21 protein-coding genes are annotated in these 22315 nt (G+C 71.9%); 10 read left to right on the forward strand and 11 right to left on the reverse strand.

Annotated features, from left to right (window positions below; all coding sequences use genetic code 11):
• Positions 1-51: 51 nt before the first annotated feature.
• The 5 genes from murJ to ACZ4N5_RS15435 form a co-directional block, all read right to left on the reverse strand.
• On the reverse strand, positions 52-1785 hold the full coding sequence (murJ, locus tag ACZ4N5_RS15415; protein WP_467757585.1) for a murein biosynthesis integral membrane protein MurJ: 1734 nt from the start codon (positions 1783-1785) through the stop codon (positions 52-54).
• Positions 1786-2255: 470 nt separating this feature from the next.
• Positions 2256-3668: an O-antigen ligase family protein gene (locus ACZ4N5_RS15420; RefSeq protein WP_467757586.1), complete on the reverse strand. Its 1413-nt coding sequence runs from the start codon at positions 3666-3668 to the stop codon at positions 2256-2258.
• Positions 3669-3672: 4 nt separating this feature from the next.
• Entirely contained in the window at positions 3673-5109 is a 1437-nt protein-coding gene (locus tag ACZ4N5_RS15425; RefSeq protein ID WP_467757587.1) for a sugar transferase, read from the reverse strand.
• Positions 5106-6305, reverse strand: a complete 1200-nt coding sequence (locus ACZ4N5_RS15430; protein WP_467757588.1) for a glycosyltransferase family 4 protein — start codon at positions 6303-6305, stop codon at positions 5106-5108. Before ACZ4N5_RS15430 ends, ACZ4N5_RS15425 begins: the two co-directional genes overlap by 4 nt.
• A 40-nt stretch (positions 6306-6345) precedes the next feature.
• Positions 6346-7500, reverse strand: a complete 1155-nt coding sequence (locus ACZ4N5_RS15435) for a DUF3344 domain-containing protein (RefSeq protein WP_467757589.1) — start codon at positions 7498-7500, stop codon at positions 6346-6348.
• A 316-nt stretch (positions 7501-7816) separates the two neighbouring features.
• Between ACZ4N5_RS15435 and ACZ4N5_RS15440 the strand changes: the two genes are divergently transcribed.
• The 8 genes from ACZ4N5_RS15440 to ACZ4N5_RS15475 all read left to right on the forward strand — a co-directional run bounded on the left by ACZ4N5_RS15440 (position 7817) and on the right by ACZ4N5_RS15475 (position 12403).
• The gene (locus ACZ4N5_RS15440; protein ID WP_467757590.1) at positions 7817-8056 is read left to right on the forward strand and encodes a chaplin; all 240 of its coding nucleotides are present in this window, start codon (positions 7817-7819) and stop codon (positions 8054-8056) included.
• A 238-nt stretch (positions 8057-8294) separates the two neighbouring features.
• Entirely contained in the window at positions 8295-8597 is a 303-nt protein-coding gene (locus tag ACZ4N5_RS15445) for a hypothetical protein (protein WP_467757591.1), read from the forward strand.
• 86 nt (positions 8598-8683) lie between these two features.
• Positions 8684-8923 (forward strand): chaplin, encoded by a 240-nt coding sequence (locus ACZ4N5_RS15450; protein WP_467757592.1) that lies wholly within the window; start codon positions 8684-8686, stop codon positions 8921-8923.
• Between the two features lie 165 nt (positions 8924-9088).
• Entirely contained in the window at positions 9089-9586 is a 498-nt protein-coding gene (locus ACZ4N5_RS15455; RefSeq protein ID WP_467757593.1) for a DUF5949 family protein, read from the forward strand.
• Positions 9586-10215, forward strand: coding sequence for a vitamin K epoxide reductase family protein (locus ACZ4N5_RS15460; protein ID WP_467757594.1), 630 nt, complete (start codon positions 9586-9588; stop codon positions 10213-10215). Before ACZ4N5_RS15455 ends, ACZ4N5_RS15460 begins: the two co-directional genes overlap by 1 nt.
• Before the next feature lie 118 nt (positions 10216-10333).
• The gene (locus ACZ4N5_RS15465; protein ID WP_467757595.1) at positions 10334-10852 is read left to right on the forward strand and encodes a hypothetical protein; all 519 of its coding nucleotides are present in this window, start codon (positions 10334-10336) and stop codon (positions 10850-10852) included.
• 230 nt (positions 10853-11082) lie between these two features.
• On the forward strand, positions 11083-11553 hold the full coding sequence (locus tag ACZ4N5_RS15470) for a tyrosinase cofactor (protein WP_467757596.1): 471 nt from the start codon (positions 11083-11085) through the stop codon (positions 11551-11553).
• On the forward strand, positions 11537-12403 hold the full coding sequence (locus tag ACZ4N5_RS15475) for a tyrosinase family protein (protein WP_467757597.1): 867 nt from the start codon (positions 11537-11539) through the stop codon (positions 12401-12403). Before ACZ4N5_RS15470 ends, ACZ4N5_RS15475 begins: the two co-directional genes overlap by 17 nt.
• 173 nt (positions 12404-12576) lie before the next feature.
• Here ACZ4N5_RS15475 and ACZ4N5_RS15480 read toward each other — a convergent pair whose 3' ends face one another.
• Positions 12577-12861 carry a chaplin gene (locus ACZ4N5_RS15480; RefSeq protein ID WP_467757598.1) on the reverse strand — a complete coding sequence of 95 codons (285 nt, stop codon included), beginning with the start codon at positions 12859-12861 and terminating at the stop codon, positions 12577-12579.
• A gap of 239 nt (positions 12862-13100) precedes the next feature.
• Positions 13101-14060, reverse strand: coding sequence for a D-2-hydroxyacid dehydrogenase family protein (locus tag ACZ4N5_RS15485; protein WP_467757599.1), 960 nt, complete (start codon positions 14058-14060; stop codon positions 13101-13103).
• Positions 14061-14190: 130 nt separating this feature from the next.
• Here ACZ4N5_RS15485 and ACZ4N5_RS15490 point away from each other — a divergent pair, with 130 nt between their 5' ends.
• Both ACZ4N5_RS15490 and ACZ4N5_RS15495 read left to right on the forward strand, forming a co-directional pair.
• On the forward strand, positions 14191-14778 hold the full coding sequence (locus tag ACZ4N5_RS15490) for a hypothetical protein (RefSeq protein WP_467757600.1): 588 nt from the start codon (positions 14191-14193) through the stop codon (positions 14776-14778).
• 30 nt (positions 14779-14808) lie between these two features.
• Positions 14809-15585: a YcnI family copper-binding membrane protein gene (locus ACZ4N5_RS15495; RefSeq protein ID WP_467757601.1), complete on the forward strand. Its 777-nt coding sequence runs from the start codon at positions 14809-14811 to the stop codon at positions 15583-15585.
• A 275-nt stretch (positions 15586-15860) separates the two neighbouring features.
• Here the strand turns inward: ACZ4N5_RS15495 and ACZ4N5_RS15500 are convergent, their stop codons facing one another.
• The 4 genes from ACZ4N5_RS15500 to ACZ4N5_RS15515 form a co-directional block, all read right to left on the reverse strand.
• Complete coding sequence (locus tag ACZ4N5_RS15500) at positions 15861-17267, reverse strand: Cys-Gln thioester bond-forming surface protein (RefSeq protein WP_467757602.1); 1407 nt, start codon at positions 17265-17267, stop codon at positions 15861-15863.
• 258 nt (positions 17268-17525) lie between these two features.
• Positions 17526-17993, reverse strand: a complete 468-nt coding sequence (locus ACZ4N5_RS15505) for a single-stranded DNA-binding protein (RefSeq protein WP_467757603.1) — start codon at positions 17991-17993, stop codon at positions 17526-17528.
• 219 nt (positions 17994-18212) lie between these two features.
• Positions 18213-20405, reverse strand: coding sequence for a YfjP family GTPase (locus tag ACZ4N5_RS15510; protein ID WP_467757604.1), 2193 nt, complete (start codon positions 20403-20405; stop codon positions 18213-18215).
• On the reverse strand, positions 20402-22048 hold the full coding sequence (locus ACZ4N5_RS15515; protein WP_467757605.1) for a dynamin family protein: 1647 nt from the start codon (positions 22046-22048) through the stop codon (positions 20402-20404). Before ACZ4N5_RS15515 ends, ACZ4N5_RS15510 begins: the two co-directional genes overlap by 4 nt.
• Positions 22049-22315 lie beyond the last annotated feature (267 nt).

The following is a 22315-nucleotide window of genomic DNA, read 5'->3' on the forward strand; positions in this document are numbered from 1 at the left end:
GCCACCCAGGGCGGCGCGTCGAGGGAGCTCGCGCCGGTACGTCTGCTGCTGTCAGCGGAAACGGGCATAGGGAACCCTTCGTGTGACGGAACGGAGTGCGGATGCGAACCCCTCGACCCGGAAGGCCCAGGCCAGCAGGGTGAAGACGACGGTCACGACCGTGCCGCCGACGACGAGTCCGAGCAGCGGGGATTCCACGCGGCTCGCGCACAGACCACCGGCCACCGTGGCGGCCGCCGCGGCCCGCAGCGGTTTGCCGATCTCGGCCACCACCTTGCGGATGCGGATCGGCACACTGCGCGGCCCCATGCCGTACAGCAGGAGCAGGGCGCTGAGAGTGATGCCGGTCGCGTTGGCGGCGGCGATCCCGCACACCCCCCAGGGGCCGACGGCCAGCACACCGATCCAGCAGGTTGCGACGATCCCGGCGGTCATCGCGAACAGCGGGTACCAGGTGGGCCGTCCCGAGGAGAAGTACGAGCGCACGAGCGCGCCGACCAGGGTGTGGCCCAGCAGCCCGAGGGCGTACACGCGCATGACCGCCGCCGTCGCCGCCGTGTCCTGGGCGGTGAACGCACCTCGCTGGAACAGCAGTTGGATGATCTGCGGGGCGCACGCGACGACCGCCGCCGTGCCGAGGAGCACCGTGCAGGAGACGAGCGCCAGATCGCGCTCCACCCGGTCGCGGGCCCGTTCGGTGTCGCCCTCGGCGATGGCCTGCGCGACCACCGGGAAGGTGACCGTGCACAGCATCAGCGAGAGCACCATCGGCATCTGCGCCACCTTCTGGGCGTAGTTCAGATGCGAGATGGCCCCGGCGGGCAGCGACGAGGCCAGGAAGCGTTCGACGAGGACCTGGGACTGCCGGCACAGCGCGAAGAGCAGGACCGTGCCGATGAGGGTCAGATCCATCGGGCGGGCCGGCTCACCGGCCGGCGCCTCGCCCGTCGACTCCCCGCGCCGCAACTGCCGCCACAACGAAGGTCCCTGCGCCACCACCATGAGCGCGCCGCCGACCGCGACACCGAGGGCCGCCGACCGCACGCCCCAGCGGGTGCCGAGGACGAACATCGCCGCGATGATCCCGGCGTTGTACGCCACGTAGATCGCCGCCGGCGCGACGAAGCGCCGGTGCGCCCGAAGGGCCGCGCTGCAGTACCCGGCGAGTCCGAAGGAGAACACGCAGGTCGCGGTCAGCCGGGTGCAGTCCACCGCGAGCCGGGGATCGGGCAGGCCGGGCGCGAGCGCCTCGACCAGGAAGGGCGCCCCCGCGATCAACAGCGCCCCGACGGCGGCGAAGGCGAGCGTCAGCCGGGGCAGGGTGGCGGCGACCAGCGCGCGTACGGGATCACCGGCGGCCCCCTGCGCGCGCCGCGTCACGGCCACGCTGAACGCCGGGATCAGCACGAAGGCCAGCCCGTCCTCGATCAGCAGCGTCGCCGCGAACTCCGGCAGCGTCCACGCGACGAGGAACGCGTCCGTGTCCGACCCGGCCCCGAACAGATGCGCCAGAGCCTGATCCCGGCCGAGACCCAGCAGTGCTCCGGCGATCGAGAGGGCGACGGTGACGAGAGCGGCTCTGGCGAGAAACCGGTTGGAGGCAGGTCCGGCGTGATCCTGACACTCCCGGAGGCCGGTGGGCCGTGCGGCGACGGAGGCCGGTGGGCCGGGGGGAGCTCCGGCGGGGGTTGCCCCGGAGGTTCCACCGGGAGTCCCGACAGGACCCCCGCCGGGAGAGACAGGGGGCGAGCCGGTGGGAGAACCGGACGTCCGGGCGGGGGGCAACGGGACGGCGAAGTCGTCGACGGCCCGTGCCCCCGCGCCGGCGGCTGTGCCCGCCCAGGCGGCTGTGCCCGCGCCGGTCGCTGTGCCCGCTCCGTTCGCTGTGCCCGCCCCGGCTCCTGTGTCGGCCGGGGCTCCTGTGCCCGCCCCAGTTCCTGTGCCCGCCGGGGCTCCTGCCCCCGTGTCTGCCCCTGTCCCCGTGTCTGCCCCTGTCCCCGTGTCTGCTCCTGTCCCCGTGTCTGCTCCTGCCCCCGTGCCGGCCCTTGTCTCCGTGCCGGCCCTTGTCTCTGCGCCGGCCCCTGTCCCCGTGTCCGTCCCCAGCCCCGTGTCCGCCGCTGTCCCTGTGCTCATCGCCGCGCCCCCCGTCGCCGCACTTGTCCCCGTCCCCACACCCATGTCCGTCCCCGTGTCCGCGCCCGTCCCGTAGCCCGGGTTCGTGTCCGGGCCTTCCCCCGCCCTGGGAGGCGTCACCGTCATCGCGCCGCGGCCTCTTCCCTTACGGAAGGGGCCGGTGCCGTCGCGACGGTGCCGGCCGGTGTCGACGGATCCATGAGTGCCCACCAGCCGATGACGCCGAAGACGACGGCCGTCAGGACCGTGGAGGGGCCGCCGATGTCCGCGTACACGAAGTCGACCAGCTGCCAGACGATCAACCCGCACGCGACGAGCGCGCAGTCCGTGCCGGGCGGGGTCCGGCCCGGGGCGAGGCCGGGCCCCGCGGCGCTCGGCGGCGCCCGGCGTACGCGGATGAGCCCGCGCAGCGCGCACACCAGGAGCGCGAGCCAGCTGCCCGCGAGGGCGAGCAGCCCGATCAGGCCCTGTTCGCCGAGGACGAGGAGATACATGTTGTGCGGCGAGAGCAGCGGCTGCTTGTGGAAGGCGGTGCCCACACCCGCGATGTCGCTGCCCGAGGAGAGAGCGAGCGAGGCATGACCGTCCCGGTTGTCCGGGAAACCCTTCAACCCGACGCCCGTCAGCGGGTGTTCGCGCCACATGTCGGTGGCCGCCGCCCACATCGTGTACCGGTCGGTCACCGACTGGTCCGGTGCGTCGGTGACTTGAGTGATGCTGGCGATGCGTTCCTGGAGCATCGAGGTACCGACACCCAGCCCGCCCACGAGGATCATCCCGGCCGCGGCCACCGCCGCGCCCACCTTCACCGCGCGCCGCAGCCCCGCCAGCACCAGTTGCGCGCCGCAGGCCACGGCCGTGGCGATCCACGCGCCCCGGCTGAACGACAGCGCGAGCGGCGGCAGCAGGGCCAGCGCGCACAGCACGGCGACGGCACGCTGCCGCGCCTCATCCGTCCCCAGGGCCAGCGCCACCGCGCACACCAGGCCGAACGCGACCACGGTCGCCATTCCCATCACGTCGGTCGGCCCGAAGGTGCCGACCGCCCGGACGTCCTCGCCCTGGTACGAGGCGCCGGTCCCGGTGACGTACTGCCGCACCCCGATCGTCCCCTGCCACAGCGCCAGGGCGACGAACGACCAGGCCAGCAGACGGAAGTCGCGCCGGTCGCGCACGAGCAGCAGGACCGCGGCCGGTACCAGAACGAAGATCTGCAGATAGCGGGTGAGGCCGGTGATCCCGGCCCCCGGGTCCGCCGCCCCGGCCGCCGAGACCGCGATGCCGATCACCGGGAGCCCGATGACCAGGGCGGCGGTCGCGGACAGGGGGCGCCGCCGGGCCCGTACGAGATGGATCGCGCAGCAGAGCACCACGAGACCGGACATGGCGTCCGCGATGTTCGCGCCGCCCTCACCGCTCGGCGCGATCGGCAGTCCGAGCAGCGCGATCACCGCGACGACGGGCAGCACCGGCAGCGCGCGCCGGAGGGCGGCGGTCAGGGTGTCCAGGGGAGTGACGGGCGGGGCGGGGCTCACCGGCTCAGCTCCCCGTCGGGCGCACGAGCGCGGCGGCCGTGCGCAGCAGGATGCAGATGTCCTGCCACAGCGACCAGTTGTCGATGTACGCGTTGTCGAACCGGCAACGGTCCTCGATCGAGGTGTCGCCGCGCAGCCCGTGCACCTGGGCGAGCCCGGTGATGCCGGTCTGCATCCGGTGACGGGCCGCGTAGCCGGGATAGGTCTGGCTGAACTTGGCCACGAAGTACGGCCGTTCGGGGCGCGGACCGACCAGGCTCATGTCGCCCCAGAGGACGTTCAGGAGCTGGAGCAGTTCATCGAGCGAGGTGCGTCTGAGGAAGTGGCAGAAGCGGCTCATCTCCTGCTCGTTGGCCACACTCCAGCGGGTCGCGGCCTCGTGCGCGTCGACCGGGCGGTGGGTGCGGAACTTCAGCAGCGTGAACGGCCGCCCGTCCTTGCCGATGCGCTCCTGCCGGAACACCACACCGGGCCCGTCGGTCAGCCGCAGGACGACCGCGCACAGCAGGAGCAGCGGACTGACCAGCAGCAACAGCGTTCCGGAGACGGCGACATCGAGGAACCGCTTGCCGAAGCTGGCGCGCCGCCGGCCGATCGACAGGCGTCGGCAGGCGAAGCCGGCCAGCGTTTGCCGGCTCTCCCGGTCGTACGAAGGGGAGTCCGGGTCGAGCTCCCACAGCTCGCAGCCCGCGAGGGCCAACGCCCGCAGCATCGGCCCGCGTTCGCTCGGCGGCTCCACCACGAGCACGGCCCGCACACTGTTCTGGATGAGCGCCCGCTGCACTTCCTCGCCGGTGGTGAGGACCGGGAGCCCGTCCAGGCCGGCCGGCTGGTCGGAGACGACACCGACCGGCCGTACCCCGCAGTTCGGATGGCGCAGGAAGGCCGCCGCCACCCGCTGCGCCGTTCCCGCGGGACCGATCACCAGGGCGGCGCCGGGGCGCTGCACGAGGGCCCGGCGACGCCGCCAGTGCACCGTGCCGCGGCCCGCGCAGCTGATCGCCGACTGTGCGGCGCACCCCAGGGCCAGCGTCTGTGCCGACAGCGCGCCGTCCGGGGCGAACGCGGCGAGCACGGCGGCCAGCGTGCACCAGGTGACCGCGATCCGCGCGCAGACGGCGGGCAGTTCGTCGAGCAGGGCGGGCAGCGGCGACGGCCGGTACAGTGACGCCCGCGCGTTCAGAGCGACCACGCCGAGCAGCAGCGCGACGACGAACAGCGGATGGCGCTGGATCTCAGTGAGCGTCTGCCCGGCCGCCAGCGCCGCGACGGCGTCCATGGCGGCCAGCGGCAGCCAGGAGGCACTCCGGGGCGCGGTCCGCGGCCCGGCCGGGAACCTGAAACCGCCGTCGGTCTCGCGCGAAGGCATGACCGAGACGGGCGAGTATCCGTACTCCCGGGGCTGTCCGCCGGGGGAGGGAACGGTGCTTTCCGCAGTCACGAGTGGATGGGCTCCCTGCACTCGGTGTGGTCCGCGCACATGACGCTCCCGGCGTGCTGCGGCTGTCGGCCGGCCAGCAGTTCGCGGTACACCCCCGCGACCGCGTCGGCCGTGAGGCGCACGTCGTGCGTGGTCAGTACATGGCTGCGCCCCTGGTGGCCGAGCGATTCGCGCAGCAGCGGATCGGACAGCAGCGCGCCGATCGCCTCCGCCAGCGGTTCCGGCTCCGGCGAGGGCACCAGGCAGCGGACGTCATGTCCCGGCGGCAGGCTCTCGCGGGCGCCGTCCACGTCCGTCATGACGACCGGGCGCCCGCAGGCCATGGCCTCCAGCGGAGCCAGCGCCATGCCCTCCCAGCGGGACGGCAGCACCACGAGATCGGCGGCCTGGTACCAGGGCACGGCGTCGGCGGCGGCCCCGGCGAACAGCACGTCACGCGGCGCCCCGGCGCGCAGCCGCGCGGCGTCGGGCCCGTCCCCGACGAGCACGAGCCGGGCGGTGGGCACCCTCCGCAGCACCGAGGGCCACGCCTCCAGCAGGATGTCCTGCCCCTTCTGCCGGCACAGCCGTCCCACGCACACCACCAGCGGTGCCGCCGGGTCGCCCCCCGCGAGCAGCGGAATCCCGGCTCGTACGGTGTCCACGGACGCGGGGTGGAAGCGCTCCGGGTCGACGCCGTTGGGGATCACCCGCCAAGGAGCGCGCACTCCGGCGCGTACACCGGTCGCGCGCTCTGCCTCACTCACGCACACGACCCGGGACGCCCAGCGCGCCCCCCACCGCTCCCACCGCAGCGCGAGGGCCGCGGCGGCACCGTCGACGGCCTCGAACGACCAGGCGTGCGGCTGGAACACCGTCGGCACCCGTCCGCGCAGCGCGAGCCGGGCCGCGAGTCCCGCCTTGGCGCTGTGCGCGTGCACCACATCGGGCCGCACCCGCGCCAGGACACGGCCGAGCCGCCGTACCTCCTGAGCCAGCTGCGGCCCCGGCGCACGTGTCGCGTGCCAGGGCCGTACGTCCGCGCCGAGCTCCCGTACCTCGCGGGCGAAGTCGTTGCCGTCCGGGCAGGCGACAGTCACCCGCGTACCGGCCGCCAGCTGTGCCCTGACGAGGTCGGTGACCACCCGGGCGACGCCGCCGTCGATCGGCTGCGTGACATGAAGGACCCGCGGCAGAGGGTCTGTTGGCAGATGCATGCGCGGTTCCTTGCTCACGGGCGGCGCGCCGGGGCGCGCGTCACTGCTTCGCGTCGACGGCGGCGAACAGTGCTCCGACCCAGGCCGCGTCCCGCTGCGAAACGATCCGGAAGGCCAACTGGTCACCCCCGCGACGGATCCCCTTGCCAAGTTCGAGGACGTCCGAGTCGTAACCGAGCGTGTTCGCGTACGCGGGTACCCGCTTGATCGCACGGGGTCCGGGCTCGCCGATCGTCGAATTCAGTACGTCGTCCCGGGGGTTGGCGGAGTCGCTCAGCACGGTCGGAGCACCGCGGCCCGTCGAGACGGACAGCGAGTCGCCCCTGCGTCCGCGGTCGCCGTTGTACGCGACCAGGCCCACCCGGCCCCGCACGATCCCGGGGAGGTTCAGCCTGCCGAGCGGGACCACGCGTTCCTCGCCGGGGCCGAGCACCCCGAAGCCGTCCCACATCGACAGATGTCTGAGCGGCTCCGACTTCTTCTCGTACGCCACCATCAGCGTCCAGCCGCCCCACGCCCCGGTGGCGGACCTGCCCTTCGCCACGTTGACCTGGGCCACCGTGTAGAGCCCCGAACCGCTCGCCCGCACCAGCCTGGTGACGTCCGCGGAGGCCTGGAACGCGTCGGCCCCGCGGGCCACCCGGTGCCCGACCACCCGGTCCGCGCGCAGATCCTTGTAGGCGCCGCCGGGCTCGGCGATCAGCACCCGCCCGTTGTCCTTCGGCGGCTTCTGCTCTCCGACACGGAGGTTGCCGCCCCAGTACAGCCGCGCGTACGTGACATGCGCGCCCTTCGGCAGACGGACCTCCGCACGGCTGGAGTTGTAGGTGTTCGGGTCGTTGTCGACGTCGATGTAGAACATGTCGAAGTCGCCGTTCGCGACCGGGCCGCCCCGGCGCGCCGTGGGGCACGTGGGCGCCGTGGCGCGGGTGGCCCCGGCCGTCCTCACGGGGCCGTGGGGCAGGGCGGACTTCGTGGAACTCCGGCAGCTGATCGAGGAGTTCGCGGCCCGCACGATTCCGCCGTGCTGGAGCGCGTGGTAGCGCTGCGTGAACGCCTGCGTCTCCGCCTCCGCGGCGGGTGCCCTGTCGGTGGGCGCCCCCGCGGACGCGGGGCCACCGGGCGCCCAGAAGATGGCGAGGGCGGAGCAGCCCACGATCGCACGGCGCAGCAGCACGCCCGGGGAAGTACGCATGACCGGCGGTGCCCTTTCGGGGAAAAGGTTCTGGACCAGCGGAAGGACGGAAATCTGAAGATCAGATGGGTGCGCGTCGGCTCCCCGTCCGCTCCCGACGCCGGTCGACGCCTGCTTCCAGACGCCCTTGGAGGAGCCCGACTCTAGCCGGTGTCCGTATTTATCAGGGAAAGCTGGCATGTGTGTCGGAATCGTGAAGCTCGACCGTTTGCGAGATCACCCCTTTGGAGGCACAACCCGCGGGTGCGCCGCGCGTTGAATCCAGAGCCGGGCATCCCGCCCGGATGTTGTGTCGATTTCCAAGGAGCACTTCTCCATGTCGCGTATCGCGAAGGGCCTGGCCCTGACCTCCGTTGCCGCCGCCGCAGTGGCCGGTACCGCCGGCATCGCCGCCGCCGACAGCGACGCGCACGGCGCGGCCGCCCACTCTCCGGGCGTCCTGTCGGGCAACGTCCTGCAGGTTCCCGTTCACATTCCGGTCAACGTCTGCGGGAACACCGTCAACCTCCCCGGTCTGCTGAACCCCACGTTCGGCAACGCCTGCGTCAACGGCTGACGTCATCGCGGACCCTTCTGCAGGCCGTCCTCCCGAAAGGGAGGGCGGCCGGTCTGCGTTGCCGCACGCGGCTGCCGCCGTTCGCGCGTGGGGTCCTATAGGAGGATGAGACTCGCTGTTCATTCGGGTGGGGTGCAGGAATTTTCTGCACGTGGAGTTTCCGTCGCGTTCGGTGCTCGTTAGGCAGCGCAAAGCGGAATTCCCTCCGGTGACATCGGTCGCCGAAGAAAGGAACACGATGAAGTCCCTCAAGGCCGCCGCGGTAGTCGCCGGGTCCATGGTCGTCGCCGGTGCCGCGGCGCCCGCGTTCGCCGCCGGAGCCTCCGACCTCACGCCCTCCAGCCTCAACGGCGCCCTGGAGACGGTCACCAGCCAGCGTTCGCTCAGCGTGCAGGACGTCCTTCCCCTGCAGCACCAGTCGAACGCGCTGGACACCGAGAACAAGAGCTCCCTGCTCAACGGCGTGAACGGCGCGACGAAGACGCTCAACACGGCCGGCGGCCCCCAGCAGCTTCTCGGCGGGCTTCCCCTTCAGGGTTAGTCGCATCCATTACTCGCGTGTCTTTCCGTAAAGCCCGCGGGCATTTCCCTAGGCTCTGGAGAAAATCTCTGAGGAAAGGGCTGGCAATGAATACTGCCAAGAAGGCTGCGCTGATTTTCGCTACCGCCGGAATGGCCGCTGGTGCCGCCGCGGGCAGCGCCGCCGCGGACTCAGGTGCCCAGGGTGCGGCGGTCCATTCCCCCGGCGTCCTGTCGGGCAACGTCATTCAGGTTCCCGTGCACGTCCCGGTCAATGTCTGCGGCAACACGGTCGACTTCGGCGGCCTGCTGAACCCGACTTTCGGCAACGCCTGCGCCAACGGCTGACGTCGTACGGCCGATGCGGCGGAAAGGGCCGATTCCGCGGGCGCGGAATCGGCCCTTCGTGCTGTTCGAGCGACGTCCCTCGTTCGTGTGGTCACGCTCCAGGCCATCGCCCGGTCGGGTGATAACGGGTCAGAACCCGAACGGGCGCATCGATAAGGTTCCGCGGTGACCTCAACCTCAAGCGAAATGCGCCCTCTTCGGGTCGCCGATCTCGGCACGCTCGCCGTCATGGCTTTCAGCGGTGACACCCCCGACGGCGACATGCCCTATCTCCTCGCCTACTCGCTGGGCGACGGCGAAGGCGGCCCGGAGGGATCAGCGGCCGCCATCCGGCAGCTGCTGATCGACAACGGACTGCCCGTGGGCGACACGCTCATCGACGGTTCCCGGCAGCCGAGCCTGCCGCTCACCCTGCTCGTCGAGGCCGGCCAGGCCGTCGTGAGCATGCCGTACCTCAACGCCCAGTGCGCCGCTCCGCCGGAGTGGCTCGCCGCGGTGGCCCAACGCGGCTACGCCTACTTCCTGTTCGCCACCCGCGCCTGGCCCGTGGCCGAGCCCGGAAAGCCCGTCGCGCCCGAGAACCTGACGGCTTTCGCGGGCGACGAGGAGACCCTGCTCAGCGCGGCGCACGTGCTGCTGCCCGCGCGCAGCCTGCGCGGCTGATGACGGCCGCCGCGGGACGGGGGACGGGCAGCGGCAGCGGTGCGCACGGGCGCACCGCCGGCGCCGGCCGCGCCCTTGCCCTGCTGCTCGTGATCACGGGGGCGGCCGGCCTGCTGGCCGCGTGGGTCATCACGATCGACAAGTTCAAGCTGCTGGAGAACCCGAACTTCGTTCCGGGATGCAGCCTGAACCCGGTGGTCTCCTGCGGCAACATCATGAAGAGCGAGCAGGCCTCGGCCTTCGGGTTCCCCAACCCGATGCTGGGCCTGGTGGCGTACGGCATCGTCATCTGCGTCGGCGTGAGTCTGCTGACCGGTGCGGGATTCCCGCGCTGGTACTGGCTGACCTTCAACGCGGGCATGCTCTTCGGCGTCGGATTCTGCACCTGGCTCCAGTTCCAGTCGTTCTACCGGATCAACTCACTGTGCCTGTGGTGCTGTCTGGCATGGGCCGCCACGATCATCATGTTCTGGTACGTCACATCCTTCAACGTACGGAATGATTTTCTGCCCGCACCGGAATGGCTGAAGGTATTTCTCGCAGAATTCACCTGGGTTCTTCCGGCGCTGCACATCGGCGTCATCGGAATGCTGATCCTCACCCGTTGGTGGGATTTCTGGACGGGCTGATTCTCCCTATCGGACGACTAATGGGTCCGTCGGGGGAATCTTGAGCTGATGACGTCCCCGGAATCGTTACGCGGTACGGACGCTGCGCCCCCGAATCCTGAAAGGGACCGTACCTGAGATGAAGCCGACCACACGAGGAACTCTCGCCGCCGTCATGACCGGTGTGGCGGCGGCGGTGGGTGCCGCCGTCGCGGCCCCCGCCGTCGCGGCCGACGCGGTCCCCGTCCCGGTGCCGCTGAACGGTGTCGAGCAGTCCCTCGACCTGAAGGCGCCCAGCGTCGCGGGTGAACTGCCGTTGCCCCTGCCGGGTCGGCTGGAGGGGCCCCGGTACGTCGAGGGCCGGATGATTCCCGACCATGCCGTTCCGCAAGTGCCCCTCAGCGGCGGGCTGCCCGGGGCGGACGTCCGTACGCCCCTCCCGCACGTCCTCGGTGACGGATTCGACCACCTCGGTCTCTCCGCACCGGCGGCCGACCTGCGGACCCTGACCCCCGGAGCGTCCCTGGACAGCCCGCTCGGCGCACCGAACCCCGACCACCTCGGCCTTCCCGATCTGAAGCTGCCTCAGGCCGCCGTGCTCACACCGCTGCTGAAGACCGTGCCGGGGGCGAACCTGGAGATGGGCTCGGGGTCCTAGCCGGCCCCGTCCGGGGGAGCAGGCCCGGGAGTCCGGACCGGGCCTGTCGACCGAACCATCGGGGGCCGCCGTCGTTGATCCCGCTGAAGCAGACCGGAGCGGCCGGACCGAGGCGGCCTGAACTCGTCGAGGAGAGAAGCATGTTCGTCAGCTGGGTGTCGAGCAGAGTGCCGAGGCGCCGACCGGGCCGGGTGCCGGCCGGCCGAGGGCGCGGCGGAGGGGCGGAGCGTGTGGCGGGGGGAGTGGCGGTGTCCCGGCGCGGCGCGATGCGGGGTCTGCTCGTGTCGGCCGTCGGCGTGGCACTCGCCCCCGTCGTCGCGGCCTCTCGGCCGCCGCGCAAGCTCCGCCCCCAGGACCTCTCCTTCGACGAGGTGTACCGCGGCAGGCACATCCTCGGCACGAAGGGCGGTTCGGACGGGCGGGCCGCGTTCGGCGGCGGTGAGTGGCAGGTCACGGTGGACGGCCGGCCGCTGCATCTGATGCGCCGCGCGGACGGCAGCTATCTCAGCATGGTGGACCACTACGAGTCCTATCCGACACCGCTGGCGGCGGCGCGCGCGGCCGTCGACGAGCTGGGCCCCGCCGAGCACCTCAGGGGCATGGACGGCAAGGCGGGCGGGGCCGCGCGCGGTGCGCGGGGGACCGGCGCACGGGAGAGCGGTGCGGAGGGGAGCGGCCACCACCATGGTGTACACGCGTAAGAACGTCAGCACCCTCACGAGCGCGGAGCGACGCCGCTTCGTCACCGCGATGCTGGAGGTCAAACGCCGCGGAGAGTACGACGAGTTCGTCCGGACGCACATCGAGTACTACGTCTCGGACGGCGACGGCGGGCTGCGCGCCGCGCACATGGCGCCCTCGTTCCTGCCCTGGCACCGGCGGTTCCTGCTGGACCTGGAGCGGGCGCTGCGCCGCGTGGACCCCGGGGTGAGCGTGCCGTACTGGGACTGGACCCGGGACCGCACGCCGACCTCCGCGCCGTGGACCAAGGATCTGCTCGGCGGCAACGGGCGGCGTTCGGACCGGCAGGTCATGACCGGACCTTTCGCCTACGCGCAGGGCAAGTGGAAGATCAACGAAGGGGTGACCGACGGCGCGTTCCTCACGCGCGAGTTCGGCCGCCCGCGGAAGCCGATCCAACTGCCCACACGGGGCGAGCTGGACTCCGCCCTGGACGACCCCGTCTATGACACGGCTCCCTACGACTCGACGTCCACGCGCGGCTTCCGTAACCGGCTGGAGGGGTGGGGGCACGGGCCCGGGAACGCCACCTGGGGCAACCACAACCGCGTCCACCGCTGGGTCGGCGGCCACATGCTGGGCGGCGCCTCCGTCAACGACCCCGTCTTCTGGCTGCACCACGCCTTCATCGACCTCCAGTGGTCCCGCTGGCAGAAGCGGCACGGAGGCGCCCGCTATCTGCCCGAGCGGCCCCCGGGTCCACGTGACTCCCAGTACCGCCGCATCGTCGCCCGGCACGAGAAGATGCCCCCGTGGGGCGTGACGCCGGAGGCGATGGAGGACCACAGCGGCATCTACCGGTACGCGTAGCGGGCATCCACCGGTACGGGTGACGGACATCTACGGGTGCTGGCTCCACGGGTACCGGCATCCAGGGTTACCAGCACCCGCGGGTACGGCGAACGGGCGTCACCGGTGCGCGTACCGGGTACGGCGAGGCCCCCGGCAGTGACTTCCTGCCGGGGGCCTTTCGCGTGCTGGGCTCAGTTGCCGTAGCCGTGGTCGCCGTGGTGCTCCTTGTGGTGCCCACCGCCGTTCACGCAGGTGTTGCCGAAGGTCGGGTTCAGCAGACCGACGACGTTGATCGTGTTGCCGCACACGTTGACCGGCACGTTGATCGGGGCCTGGATGACGTTGCCCGACAGGACACCGGGTGAGCCGACGGCCCCGCCCTGGGCGCCGGCGTCAGCCATGGCCAGACCGGCCCCGCTGAGCGCCACGGCACCCGTGCCCACGACGACTGCGGCGGCCTTCGCGATGCGAGACATCACGTTCTCCTTTGACTCGACGAGTGCGGTGGCACGGACGCGACCGCACTTCCCCTTCAACGCGTCGACCCACACCTGGTCACGGGCATTCACCAGGGGATCCCTCTTCGAACGGGGGTCGGACGGGCGGCCGTTCATTCGGTTGGGGCCGCGCGCCCTCAACGGGCGTACGGGGCATGCCTGCTGGGTGGACAGGCGGCGAGCAGCGACCAGCCGCGCGGCCGACCGAGCGGGCCCGGTCAGCCGAGGCGGCGCAGTGGTGTGCCCGCCAGGAACGCCTGGATGTTCTCGACCGCCGCGCCGTAGTACGTCTCGTAGTTGGAACGCGACACATAGCCGAGGTGCGGGGTGGTCAGCAGACGGGGGGCCGAGCGCATCGGATGGCCTGCGGGCAGCGGCTCGACGTCAAACACGTCGAGGCCCGCTCCGGCGATCCGCCCGGCGTGCAGCGCGGCCAGCAGGGCCTCCTGGTCGATGATCGCCGAGCGCGAGGTGTTGACGAGGAAGGCGGTCGGCTTGAGGAGGGCCAGTTCGGCGGCGCCGACAAGACATCCGGTGCGGTCGCCGAGCGCGAGGTGGACGGAGACGAAGTCGCTGCCCGCCAGCAGCTCTTCCTTGGAAGGGGCGAGCTCCACCCCGACCTCCTCGGCCCGCTTTTCGGTGAGGTTCTGGCTCCAGGCGCTGACCCGCATGCCGAAGGCGAGACCCACCTGGGCCACCCGGCCGCCGATCTTGCCCAGCCCGAGCAGGCCGAGCCGGCGGCCGTGCAGATCGGCGCCGACGGTGCTCTGCCAGGGGCCGCCCGCCCGCAACGCGTTGTGCTCCGTGACGATTCCCCGCGCGAGGCCGAGCAGCAGCGCCCAGGTCAGTTCGACCGGGGGTGTCGAGGAACTCGGCGTGCCGCACACGGTCACCCCGTGCGCCTCGGCGGCGGTGTAGTCGATCACCGTGTTGCGCATCCCGGAGGCGATCAGCAGCTTCAGTCTGGGCAGCCGGGCCAGCAGGGAGGCCGGAAAGGGCACGCGTTCGCGCAGCGTGACGACGATGTCGAACTCCGCCAGCGCGGCGGCCAGTGCGTCCTCGTCGGCGAAGTGCCGGTCGAAACCGGTGACTTCCACGGTGCCGGCGACGGGCGACCAGTCGGCGATCTCGGTCGCGACACTCTGATAGTCGTCCAGCACGGCACAGCGAAGTCGCATGTCGGGTTCCTCCCAGGCTCAGCCGGGACCCTACCCGAGCGGTGGCCGGGGGAGCCGGACGGCCCGTGACGGACGGCTCCCCGGGGAAGCCGCGACGGTCGCTCGCTCCCCATGGCAGTATCTGGGCTCCATGAGTGCGTCCCTGGCGGTACGGAGTCTGCGCGCGGCGGTGTTCGCCGTGCTGTGCGTTCTGCTGGCCGCCGGGGGGCACGTGCTCGCCACCGGGCAGGCGCCGCCGCGCTGGGCGGAAGCTGTGGGACTCCTCGCCGTCTTCGCCGTCGGCTGTGCGCTGGGCGGTCGCGAACGGTCCCTGTTCGGGATAGGCGGCGCGATGCTGGTCGCGCAGGCCGGACTCCACCTCGGCTTCGAGGCCGCCCGGCCGCGCATGGCGATGGACATGCACGGGGCGTCCATGATGTCCCCGCACGCACACGCCCTGACGCCCCATGCCACGGCCGCGCATGTCGCCGCGGCCCTGCTGACGACCTGGTGGCTGCGGCGCGGCGAAGCCGCCCTGTGGTCCCTGCTGCGCCGGGCCGTGGCGTTCGTGCCGGGTCTCGCCGCGTGGTGGAGGGCGCGGACGGGACCGCCTCCCGTACGGCCGCACGGCGATCCCTCGGGCCGGACACCGGCCGAGCCGTGGCGGCTGCGGCAGGCACTCCTGCGTCACGCCGTTTCGCGCCGGGGACCGCCGGCAGGGCCCGCGTACACGCCCTGACCACGTTCCCATCAGTACGGAGTTCCCCAGATGTCCCCGATGAGCACCACCCTGCGCCGCACCGGCACGGTCGCCGCCCTCGCCACCGCGGGCCTCCTGACCGCCGCAGGCGCGGCCTTCGCGCATGTGACGGTCCATCCCGAGAGCTACGCCAAGGGAGCCACGGACGGTCTCCTGAGCTTCCGGGTCCCCAACGAGGAGGACACCGCCAGCACCACCAAGGTGCAGGTCTTCCTGCCCACCGATCACCCGGTCCTGGGCGTCCTGGTCACCCCGCAGGCGGGCTGGACCGCCAAGGTGACGACCACCAAGCTGAAGAAGCCCATCAAGACGGACGACGGCACGATCACCGACGCCGTCTCCGAGATCACCTGGACCGGGGGCAGGATTCGCCACGGCCAGTTCCAGGACTTCGAGGTCGCGTTCGGTCAACTGCCGGACGACACCGACCAGCTGAGCTTCAAGACGCTCCAGACCTACTCGGACGGCAACGTGGTCCGCTGGATCGAGGAGCCTCAGAAGGGCGCGGAGGAGCCGGAGAGCCCGGCTCCGGCGCTGACCCTCACCGCCAAGGGAGCGGGTGAGGACACCTCTTCGACCGGGACCGGGACCGGGACCGGGGCCGCAGGCTCCGACTCGTCCTCGTCCTCGTCCTCGTCCTCGGCGGCCAAGGAATCGACCGCGAGCGACAAGAGCAGCGACTCCACCGCGCGCGCCCTGGGTGCGGCAGGCCTGATCGTCGGTGTCCTCGGCCTGATCGCGGCCGGATTCGCCGTCGTACGCGGCCGGAGCGCCGCCCGCTCCTAGCGCCTGTGCGACCGCCGCCCCGCCGCTGTCAACTCCCGTCGGCGGGGCGGAAGGTCTCTATGGCCGCACTCCCGCACCCCGCGGATCACCACGCACGATGCCGCGGCCGTACCCTCCCCGGTGTCCCGGTGTCCCGGTGTCCCGGTGTCCCGGTGTCCCGGTGTCCCGGTGTCCCGGTGTCCCGGTGTCCCGGTGTCCCGGTGTCCGGGGAATGCCGGGGTGGCAGAGCAGCTGTGCGGCCGGCGAGGCGAGCGGTCGGCGAGGTGCCGGGCCGATCAGACCTGCGGCGGTGTCTGCTTCCTGCGGAAGAGGACCACCACGGCCCCGCCGATCAAGACGAGGGCGATGGCCGCACCCGCGATGATCGGAGTCGCACCGGAGCCGCCGGTCTCGGCGAGGTCGGTGCCCCCGCTGGAGCCGCCCACCGACGCCGGGCTCGGCTCGCTGAGCGTCTGCGTCGAGACGTCGCTCGCGACGCCCTGGGTCTTGCAGTCCAGCACGCCCTTGAACCGCTTCGCGACGCCGCTCGGGCCACCGATCGTGAAGTCGTACGCCTGGTCCTCCTGCAGCGGGATGGTGACCGTCTGGGACACGCCCGCCGCGATGGTGTGCTCGACGCCCATCAGCTCGAACGTGAACGCCTCGTCGCCCTTGTTGGCCGCCGTGATGTCCACGCCGCCCTTGGCGCAGTCCTTCTGCGCGGACAGGGCCGGTATCGCGCCCTTCGCCGCCCAGTTCGCGGTCGCCGTGGCGGAGACGGTGGACTCGCTGGAGCCCGCGAGGATCTGCGTCTGGCTGCGGGTCTCCGAGGTGAAGGCGCGGCCGACCGGCACGGTCGTGGAGGCCTGCACGGTGAGCGAGGCGGAACCGTCCGTGCTGTCCTTCGGCACGTCGAAGAAGAGCCGGCTGCCGTCCGCCGCGGAGGTGACCGCCTTGCCGTCCTTGTCGACGACCTTCACCCCGCTGGCTGCGGTGTCCGTGGGCGGTGTCACCGTCACGCTGCCCGCGTTGGTGTGCACCGTGACCGGGCCGAGCCGCTCGCCCGCGTGACCGGAGACCGCGGTCGGGGCGAGAGTCAGCGAGGCCTCGGGCTCCGGCAGGTTCCGCGCGTTCTTCTGCAGATAGTCCGCGAGCTTCTCCGCCCGCGGGTCCACGGCGTCCACGTCGGCGCCGTCCGAGTACCGCCAGATGGCCACCTGGGTGCCGGCCGCCGCGTCCTGCTCGGTGAGGCCGGTGACACCGGCCTTCTGGGCCAGCGCCGCCAGGTCGTTCACCTGCGGGTAGGAGTTCTGCAGGATCCAGCGGATCCTGCCCGCGTCCTTGTTGCCGTTCAGCGATGTGCCGCTCCAGGAGGTCTCCTGGTACTTGGCGTCCTGCTGTGTCGGGTTGCGGAGGTCGATGCAGTAGGTCTGCAGCATGCCGCCGTTGTCGACGGACATCTCGAACAGGCCGGCCGAGACCCAGGAGTCCTCGCCGTTCTCGTGAATGACCGCCGACCCGTATGTCTTCAGGTCGCCTATGGTGGCGGTCGCTCCACCCTGGCTCTGCGGGGTCCCGTCGGCGGCGGCCGTACCGGCTGCGGCGATCGTCCCCGCGGCCGCGAGCCCCCACACCAACGCCGCGGTCGCGAGGCGGGCTGCCCCTCGCCCGCGCTGGGACAACACAGAGAACGCAGAAGACACAGAATTCCCCTTCGCGCAGGACCCTTTGACATGGGGGACGGTCCCGCCAGCAGAATCAGAAGCCCCGAGAGCTGTGTTCGGCATCCTAAAGAAGCGCTGCATCGCTCCCCCCGCTCATGTCATCCGATAACCGATCCGACTCGGAATCGTTATCGCGATCACGTCCGTGAGCTGCGCCTATCGACAAATCCACGAGGGTCGTTCGCAGTGTATTTGTCGATAAGCCGCAGTTCGGTCAGATGGTGGTTCTCTCTGACATCACGTCACCCCGGCCGGTTCGGAACGCTGTTGGGACGAGCCCTCGGACCGGGCCTCCGGCGCCGATTCCCAACTGGGCTCGGGGCGGTGCGCGGGAGCCGGCTCGCCCTCCTTGGACGGACGCCGGAAGGCCGACGTACCGCGGGAGAGGTCGTGGCCGATCGCCACCGCGTCGATGTCCGCCGACGTCCAGCTCTCCCCGTCGCGTGTCTCGGTCCGCACTTTCAGCCTGCCCTGCACCATGACGGGATCGCCCACGGACACCGAGGCCCCCACGTTCGTCGCGAGCGCGCGACTGGCCCACACCGTGAAGAAGTTGGTGTGCCCGTCCGTCCACCCGCTCTTCTCACGGTCCCAGTACCGCGAGGTCACCGCCAGCCGGAACCGCGCCGACGCGCCGTTCGCCAATTCCCGGTACACGGGCCGTGTCGCCACGTTGCCCACCGCGCACACCATCGTCTCGTTCATCGTGAATCCCTCCCGTGCGGATACGTCTGCCGCGGCGAGCGCATGCGCTGCGATCGCCGCGGGATCAGACTGCCTCCGGCGGGCCCGGCCCGCTGGGCGCTGTGTGCTACCAGCCGGTTGTGGAAAACCGCGTCATCCGACCGGGGTGCCCGTGTCATCCGACCGGAGCAACCGCGTCCTCCGACCCGGGTGCCCATGGCATCCGACCGGGGCACCGCGTCATCCGACCGGGGCGACCGCCGTCGTCGTCCCCATGACCCGCCCGTACTGCTCCCGCACCTCGCGGTACCGCAGCAGCTCCGCGGCCACGGGATCCAGTACCCGGGCTCTTCCGCACCCGGCGGCCGCCTCGCGCAATCGTCGTTCCGCTTCGAGGCCGTAGCGCCGGGCCGGGCCCCGGGCCGCCATTCTGCTGCCCCACTCGACGACCGGGCCGCCGACGATGCCCGACACCATCAGCAGGACCGGAACCCCGAGGTTCGGTGACATGACTCCGATGATCTGTCCCACCAGCCAGAGCCCGCCGATGACCTGGAGGATCGTCATCGCGGCCTGTGCCAGCACCGCGACGGGCCACCAGCCGGGCCGTGGCGGCCGTCCCGCCGGTGTCGTCGCGCGCGCCGCCATGTCGTCCAGCGCCTCCGGCAGCCCCTGCGCGCCGCGTACGGCCGCCTCGCGCACCGCCTGCGCCCAGGGCGCGGGAAGCCCGTACGCGGCCCGCTCGGCGACCGTCCGCACCGCCTGCTCGACGCGCTGCCGTGCGGTGGCCTCCTCGTCCGCGGGAGCGCGCACGGGCAGGCGCCCGGTCGGGGGTTCGCGCCGGTCCAGATACCAGCGCCACAGCCGCAGCCAGGGCGTGCCGCAGGCGCGGTTGGCGTTGCGCAGCCAGGCCCGCTCGGCGGCCTCGCCGGTCGCCACGGCGCCCACCGCGTCCGCGAGCCGGTCCGCGAACTCGTCGCGCGCCTCCTCGCTGAGCCCGACCCGCCGCCCGGCCGCGTAGACGGGCCGCAGCCGTGCGGCGGCCGCGTCGAGATCGGCCGAGATCCGTCGTGCGGCGGCGCCGCGCTCCGCCACGAACTGGCCGAGACACTCCCGCAGTTCGGGGACTCCGGCCCCGGTGAGCGCGGAGAGCGAGAGGACGGTCGCGCCCGGTTCGCCGTACTCGCCGAGCGCGATGCCGTCCTCGTCGAGCAGCCGCCGCAGATCGTCGAGCACCTGATCGGCCGCTTCGCCGGGGAGCCGGTCCACCTGGTTGAGGACCACGAAGGTGACTTCCGCGTGCCCGGCCAGGGGCCGCAGATAGCGCTCGTGGAGGACGGCGTCCGCGTACTTCTCCGGATCCACCACCCAGATGACCGCGTCGACGAGCGCCAGGACGCGGTCCACCTGCTCGCGGTGCTGGACGGCCGCGGAGTCGTGGTCGGGCAGGTCGACCAGGACCAGGCCGCGCAGCTGCGCCTCCGCCTCCGCGCTCTGCAACGGCCGTCTGCGCAGTCGCCCGGGGATGCCGAGCCGGTCGATGAGGGTGGCCGCGCCGTCGCTCCAGGTGCAGGCGATGGGTGCCGAGGTGGTCGGCCTGCGCACGCCGGTCTCCGAAATGGCCACGCCCGCGAGCGCGTTGAAGAGCTGCGACTTGCCGCTGCCCGTCGCCCCGGCGATGGCGACGACGGTGTGCTCCCCCGAGAGTTTGCGGCGGGCCGCCGCCTCGTCCAGGACCCGGCCCGCCTCGGCGAGCGTCCTGCTGTCGAGGCGGGCGCGGGAGAGGCCCACCAGTTCGCGGAGCGCGTCCAGGCGCGAGCGCAGCGGCCCGTCGTACGCGAGGGGAGCCGGCACCGCCGGGACGGCGGCCTTGGCCTCCACCAACGGTGTCTGGTACCGGCCGGGGGCCGCCTCCATCACCCGTCGCGCGATGAGGCCGTCGTCCCAGACGGGGCCGTCCTCCGCGCGCGTCGGGTCGTCGCCCTCCCCGCGCGCGCGGGGCTCCGAATCGGACGTGCCCTGCGGGGTGCGCTGGCCGGCCCCGCCACCGCTCCGCGCGGTCTTGCCGCTCCTGCCCCCCTTGGCATTCTCGGTGGCTTCTTCGGTGGCCTCCGGGGCCCCGGAGCTCGGAGCGCCGGGCGCACGGTTCTCCGAGCGGTTCTCCGAAGTGGTCTCGGTGTCCCCGGCGCGGTTGCCGCTCGCGGCGCCCGCGGTGCCCGAGGTACCCGCCCCGGAGGGCGCGTTTTCGGGGGCGCCGTCTTCGGAGTGGTCCTCTCCGGGACGGCCATCTCTTGAAGGGCCATCTGCGGGACGGCCGTCTTTGGGGCGGCTGTCTTCGGGACGGCCGTCTTTGGGGCGGCCGTTTTCGGGTCGCTCGTCTCCGGGGCGGTCGGCCTGATCCGTGCGGTCAGTGACGGCAGTCACCGCGGTCACCTCTCCTTCTGCAGTACGGACAGCGCGGCGATGAGTTCGGCCTGGGGTTCTGGATGGACGTCAAGCGCTTCAAGCGGTGCGAGACGGCGCTCGCGTTCGGTCTGCAGGGCCTTGTCGATGAGCTCCGTGAGCAGCCGGCCGCCCTTGTCGCGCAGCCGCAGCGCGCCGTGCGCCCCGATCCGCTCGGCGAGCCCCTCGCCCGCGCTGCGGGCCCTGCGGCCGCCCAGGAGCGCCGTGGCGACCAGTGCGGTCACCACCGCGGGGTCCGGAGCGACACTCTTGTCGAGGTCGCGCACTTCGTCCTCGGCGTACTCCTCCAGGACGCGCCGCCAGCGTCGTACGGCCAGACCGATCCGGTGCTCGGCGCTCTCCAGGGTCGGATCACGATCCGTCAGTCCCGGCGCGCCCGAGGCCGGTTCGCGGCGCCAGGCGTCGTCCACGCGTTCGTCGGCGGCCGTGACGGAGCACAGCAGCAGGGCGGACAGGCTCTCCACGAGCGCGTCCAGGAGTTCCTCGGCGGTGCAGTCGAGGGGATAGGCACGCCAGCGCTTGAGTGCGTCCCCGGAGAGCACGGCTCCGGCCTGCAGACGCCCCTTCGCGCGGGTGTGCTCGCTGTCGTACGCCCCGTCGACGGCCGCGGTGAGCCGGGTCGCGGCGGCGTACTGAGCGGCTGCGGCACTGGCCAGTTCCGGCATCCGCGACTTCAGTGAGTCGAGGACGCCGTGGGCCGTACGGGCCATCGCCCCGTGCCGGGCTCCCGGGTCCTGGGCCTGGTGCGCGAGCCACGTACGCAGCGGTGCGACGGCCGTGGCGGGCAACAGACCGCCGCCCCAGGCGGACTCGGGCAGTTCGGGCACGGTGAAGCGGGGTGCCTCGCCGAGCCCCGCCTTGGCGAGCAGCGCGCCGTACTGTCGTGAGACCTCGGACACCACCTGGTGCGGCACCCGGTCCAGGACCGTCACCAGGGTCGCCTTCTGTTCCTTGGCGGTACGCAGCAGATGCCACGGCACGGCGTCGGCGTACCGCGCGGCCGTGGTGACCATCACCCAGATGTCGGCCGCGCAGATCAGTTCGGCGGCCAGCACGCGGTTGTCGGCCACCAGGGAGTCGACGTCGGGCGCGTCGAGGAGGGCGAGGCCGCGGGGGAGCGTGTCGGCGGTCTCGATACGCAGCACCCGCTCCCCGCGGTCGGTCAGGGCGGGAAGATCGTCGCCGGGTTCCTGATGGGGCACCCACACGCGCGTGAGCTGCGGCAGCACGCGCATGCCGCTGAACCAGTGATGGTCCTCCGGATGGCACACCAGCACCGGTGTACGGGTCGTCGGGCGCAGGACGCCCGCTTCGCTGACCCGGCGCCCCACAAGGGAGTTGACGAGGGTCGACTTGCCGGCACCGGTGGACCCTCCGATGACGGCGAGAAGGGGTGCTTCGGGTTCTCTCAACCGGGGCACCAAATAGTCGTCGAGTTGTGCGAGCAGTTCGTCGCGGTTGGCACGCGCGCGTGGAGCCCCTGCCAGGGGCAGCGGAAAGCGTGCGGCGGCGACACGGTCGCGCAGGGCGGAAAGTGCGTCGAGCAGCTGAGGCCGTACGTCCAAGGTCACCACATGCGAAGAATGCCCAATTTTGGAGTCTTTCTGAAGCATATGGGTATGTCTGCGCGCCGACGGGACAGACGGGGCGGAAGGGATGACTGGGACGCAGGCATAACGAGTGCACAACACCCGATGCGCGAGACGTCAAAAGCGGTGCACGATTCGTACCCGCCTGCGATTATCAGGACCGCTTCACTGAACCTCCACATCGAGCCACGGAGGCGAAGCGCGAGGGACAGGGATGCGGGAGCCCTATTCTTGTCCCCGGCAAGGTCACGGATCAGCCCACACCCGGGCACCAGGACACAGGCCGACACA

The sequence above is a fragment of the Streptomyces sp. NPDC026500 genome, from assembly GCF_055567635.1.